Origin of the sequence: Loktanella agnita (genome assembly GCF_046640325.1) — a bacterium.
GTDB classification, from domain to species: Bacteria; Pseudomonadota; Alphaproteobacteria; order Rhodobacterales; family Rhodobacteraceae; genus Yoonia; species Yoonia agnita.
This window is the reverse complement of record NZ_JBJMBF010000036.1, coordinates 1-3881: the sequence shown is the minus strand read 5'-3', so window position 1 is coordinate 3881 and position 3881 is coordinate 1. Positions and strand designations below refer to the sequence as shown.

Genomic DNA, 3881 nt, shown 5'->3' with positions numbered 1-3881 from the left:
CTTTTCTCAGACGAAGAGTGCTACAACTACTTCAAGGCCGCAGGATATGAGGGCCATTGAGTGCAACATGCTCTAGCGGACCCCAATATCGGCGAGCGCTTTTGTCAGTTCCGGGGGCAGCGCTTCCTCTTCTTGTCGCCCGTCTGGCAGGTCGACGGGGGCGTCTTCGGGAGCCATATAGCGCCATCCTTGAAAGGCGCGTTTGGGCGTTGCGGCGACGCGGATCAGGCCGGGCTTGCAGACGATGGCGCAGCGGCGAATGCCGTCTTCGCCAAGGCGTTCATCCAATCGTAGAATCAGTTGGCGACACAGGATCACCCCCTTGATCACCCAATAGATTGAACCACCATTGAGAATCTCGGCCTCACGCTTGGGCCACATGCGGGTCACATGGCGGGGCAGCCCGTCATCGGTCTGGGCGCGGCGGTTCGCTTGCCACGCTGCCAGCCCCGCGACATCTTCTGTCCCGACAGAGAGCTTTACAAGATTTACGCAAGTTGCCAATTCGACACCCCAGATGCAGCATATTTTTCGGGGTATATCCCGTTTACCGTCCTGACGGAAGTAGCGCTGATCTCCGCGCTTTCAATTGACCTGCCCCACGCGACCTGTCAAAGATAGCAACCTGCCCAAGCCATTTGATCCAGACCAAGGAACACCCCCATGACCGCCTTTGCAGCGCCAATTGCCGAACAGATATGGGATATGAAGTATCGCTTCAAAGAGGCAGATGGAACACCAATAGACACCACAGTGCAGGACACATGGACACGGATCGCGCATGCCGTGGCTGCGGTGGAACATGATCCCGCTGCGTGGGAACCGAAATTTCGCGACGCATTGGTCGACTTCAAATTTTTGCCAGCGGGCAGGATTACGGCGGGTGCAGGGACTGCAAGGTCCGTCACCCTGTTCAATTGTTTTGTCATGGGCACTATCCCTGACACGATGGCCGGTATCTTCGATGGGTTGAAAGAGGCCGCGCTGACCATGCAGCAGGGCGGCGGCATCGGCTATGATTTCAGCACGATCCGGCCTATGGGAGCGGCTGTCACTGGCGTGGCGGCCGATGCCTCTGGCCCGCTGTCATTCATGGATGTGTGGGATGCGATGTGCCGGACGATTATGTCCGCGGGATCGCGCCGGGGGGCGATGATGGCGACGATGCGCTGCGATCATCCGGATGTTGAGGCGTTCATCACCGCCAAATCCGATCCCGCCCGCCTGCGTATGTTCAACATGTCCGTGCTGATCACCGACCCGTTTATGGAGGCGGTCAAAGCCAATGGATCGTGGGATCTGGTTTTTGACGGGCAGGTCTATAAAACCGTGCAGGCGCGCGATCTGTGGGATGCGATCATGCAATCGACCTATGATTACGCCGAACCGGGCGTGATTTTTATCGACCGCATCAACCAGATGAACAATCTGAGCTACTGTGAAACCATCGCCGCCACCAACCCTTGCGGCGAACAACCCCTGCCGCCCTATGGTGCTTGCTTGCTGGGCTCGATCAACATGGCGCGGTTGGTCAATGACCCGTTTGATGCGGGTGCACAGCTTGATGGTGATGCGCTGACTGATCTGGTCGCGACGGCGGTGCGGATGATGGATAATGTTGTCGATGCCTCGCAATTTCCGCTGGAAGCACAGGCGCAAGAGGCGCGCGCCAAGCGCCGGATCGGATTGGGCGTGACCGGACTGGCCGATGCGCTACTGATGGTGGGCCTGCGCTATGGTTCCGAAGAGGCCGCTGCACAGACAGATAAATGGATGCATCAGATTGCCCGCGCTGCCTATCTGGCCTCGGTTGATCTGGCCAAGGAAAAGGGCGCTTTCCCGCTGTTTGACGCGGAAAAATTCCTTGCTTCCGGTGCGATGCAGCATATGGATGAGGACGTGCGCGACGCGATCCGCACACATGGTATCCGCAACGCATTATTGACCTCTATCGCGCCTACCGGCACGATCAGCCTTTATGCAGGCAATGTGTCATCGGGGATCGAACCCGTTTTTGCCTATGCCTATACCCGCAAAGTGCTGCAAAAAGACGGCTCGCGCACCGAGGAAGAAGTGGTAGACTACGCTGTGCAGATGTGGCGCGATCTGAAGGGCGATGCCGATTTGCCCGATCATTTCGTAAACGCTCAGACCCTCGCGCCGCTCGATCACGTACGCATGCAGGCCGCAGCGCAAAAATGGATCGACAGCTCGATCTCCAAAACAATCAATTGCCCCGCCGATATCAGCTTCGACGACTTCAAAGAGGTCTATATGGCGGCGTGGGATCAGGGCTGCAAAGGCTGCACGACCTACCGGCCCAATGATGTGACCGGGTCGGTGCTTTCAGTGTCGCAAGAGGCATCCCCGTCAGAGGTTCCGGATCAGGTCCGGGACGGCGACAGTGGCGCCGAGGTCGTCTATATGTCCGAACCGCTGGACCGCCCCGCCGAATTGGAAGGCGCGACCTACAAATTGAAATGGCCCGACAGCGAACACGCGATCTATATCACAATTAACGATTTGGTCATCGCGGGGCACAGACGCCCGTTCGAGGTGTTCATAAATTCCAAGAACATGGAACATTTCGCTTGGACGGTCGCGCTGACACGGATGATTTCAGCCGTATTTCGGCGCGGCGGCGATGTGTCATTTGTGGTCGAAGAGCTAAAGGCAGTGTTCGACCCGCGCGGCGGCGCCTGGATGCAGAGCAAATACGTGCCCTCGATCTTGGCGGCTATCGGGGGTGTGATCGAAAAGCACATGATCGCGATCGGATTTTTGTCGGGCGAAGGAATGGGGCTAAAGGCCGACCCCAAGGCCGACGTCGTCCCCCTCAACAACAAACCTCGCACCGCCTGCAGCTCCTGCGGCGCGTACGAGTTGCGGATGGTCGAGGGTTGCATGACCTGCGGCGCTTGCGGGTATTCGAAGTGTAGTGGTTAAAAGGCTTAGTCCAGTGTGGACGTACCCAAAGTTTTGCCATTTTGACCCCAGGGATTGCCATTCTGAACTCATAAATTTGCCATTGGCCTATTTTTCCTGATCAAATCAAATTTGAAGCCTGGACCAATGGTATTTCAACGAAAGGCCGGGCTGAAATTTGTGCGGGAAGCGGAAGTTCGCTGCGAATGCGTTGGAGTACCGACAAACCAAGAAAAGCAGACATTCAACGGCAGTCGTTGGGAACTACTTGGAGATGTGGAGTCCATTGCGGCTCAACTCGCTACTAGGGCATATATCGAAATCAGAACAAAACAATGTCTGGAGGCAGCAGAATTTCAGATTCGAGTCCACGATCCACCGGACCAGCAGGTCCCCAATTTGAAGCGCAAGTAGGTACTCACTATGCGTTAGCATTGCTAGCCAACACAGAGCCTTTTGGATTGCCGGGCGCAGTTGTTGATCGAATTGAATTTCAACGCGGCGGCCAAGAACATCCGCTCGACGACGTGATCGTCCATGGTAAGACGCCTGAAGGCGAAGATCGCTGTCTTGAGGTTCAGGTCAAACGATCAATGGCGTTTACAGAGAACAACGCCAATTTTGCGTCGATCGTGGACGCAATCGTCAGAGCACGAAAGATCGAGCCGGACCGCCGCTTTGCGGTTGCCATCGAGCGCACCACGGGTGCGATCGACAATGGCGTGCAGGAAGCTTTGGAACTTGCGCAGCAGACGATTGCCGCCGCTTCGTTCTTGAAGCTTCTTGAGACTCCAAGGCGTAGCAACAAGGACATGCGCGCGTTCGTCGCCGCGTTTAGAGTGCACCTCGAGACGAGCGGCGAGACAGGTGATGTTGCCCTGCTCTGAAACCCGGTTTTTCTGCCGTTTATAGTTAGAGTTTTCCGCTCGTATTTTCCTTTGGCTGGAAAGGAGCGA

The 3881-nt window shown here is 56.4% G+C and carries 3 protein-coding genes; 2 read left to right on the top strand and 1 reads right to left on the bottom strand.

Annotated features, from left to right (window positions below; translation table 11 throughout):
• Positions 1-72: 72 nt before the first annotated feature.
• Entirely contained in the window at positions 73-504 is a 432-nt protein-coding gene (locus ACJ5NV_RS20270) for a DUF1489 family protein (RefSeq protein WP_411646677.1), read from the bottom strand.
• Positions 505-663: 159 nt separating this feature from the next.
• Between ACJ5NV_RS20270 and ACJ5NV_RS20265 the strand changes: the two genes are divergently transcribed.
• Both ACJ5NV_RS20265 and ACJ5NV_RS20260 read left to right on the top strand, forming a co-directional pair.
• Positions 664-2946: an adenosylcobalamin-dependent ribonucleoside-diphosphate reductase gene (locus tag ACJ5NV_RS20265; RefSeq protein ID WP_411646675.1), complete on the top strand. Its 2283-nt coding sequence runs from the start codon at positions 664-666 to the stop codon at positions 2944-2946.
• A gap of 413 nt (positions 2947-3359) precedes the next feature.
• Complete coding sequence (locus ACJ5NV_RS20260) at positions 3360-3812, top strand: hypothetical protein (protein WP_411646673.1); 453 nt, start codon at positions 3360-3362, stop codon at positions 3810-3812.
• The last annotated feature ends 69 nt before the right edge of the window (positions 3813-3881 follow it).

Excerpts from the sequence above, each read along its gene's own strand:
- ACJ5NV_RS20265 (WP_411646675.1), top strand. The coding sequence starts at position 664 with ATGACCGCCTTTGCAGCGCCAATTGCCGAACAGATATGGGATATGAAG.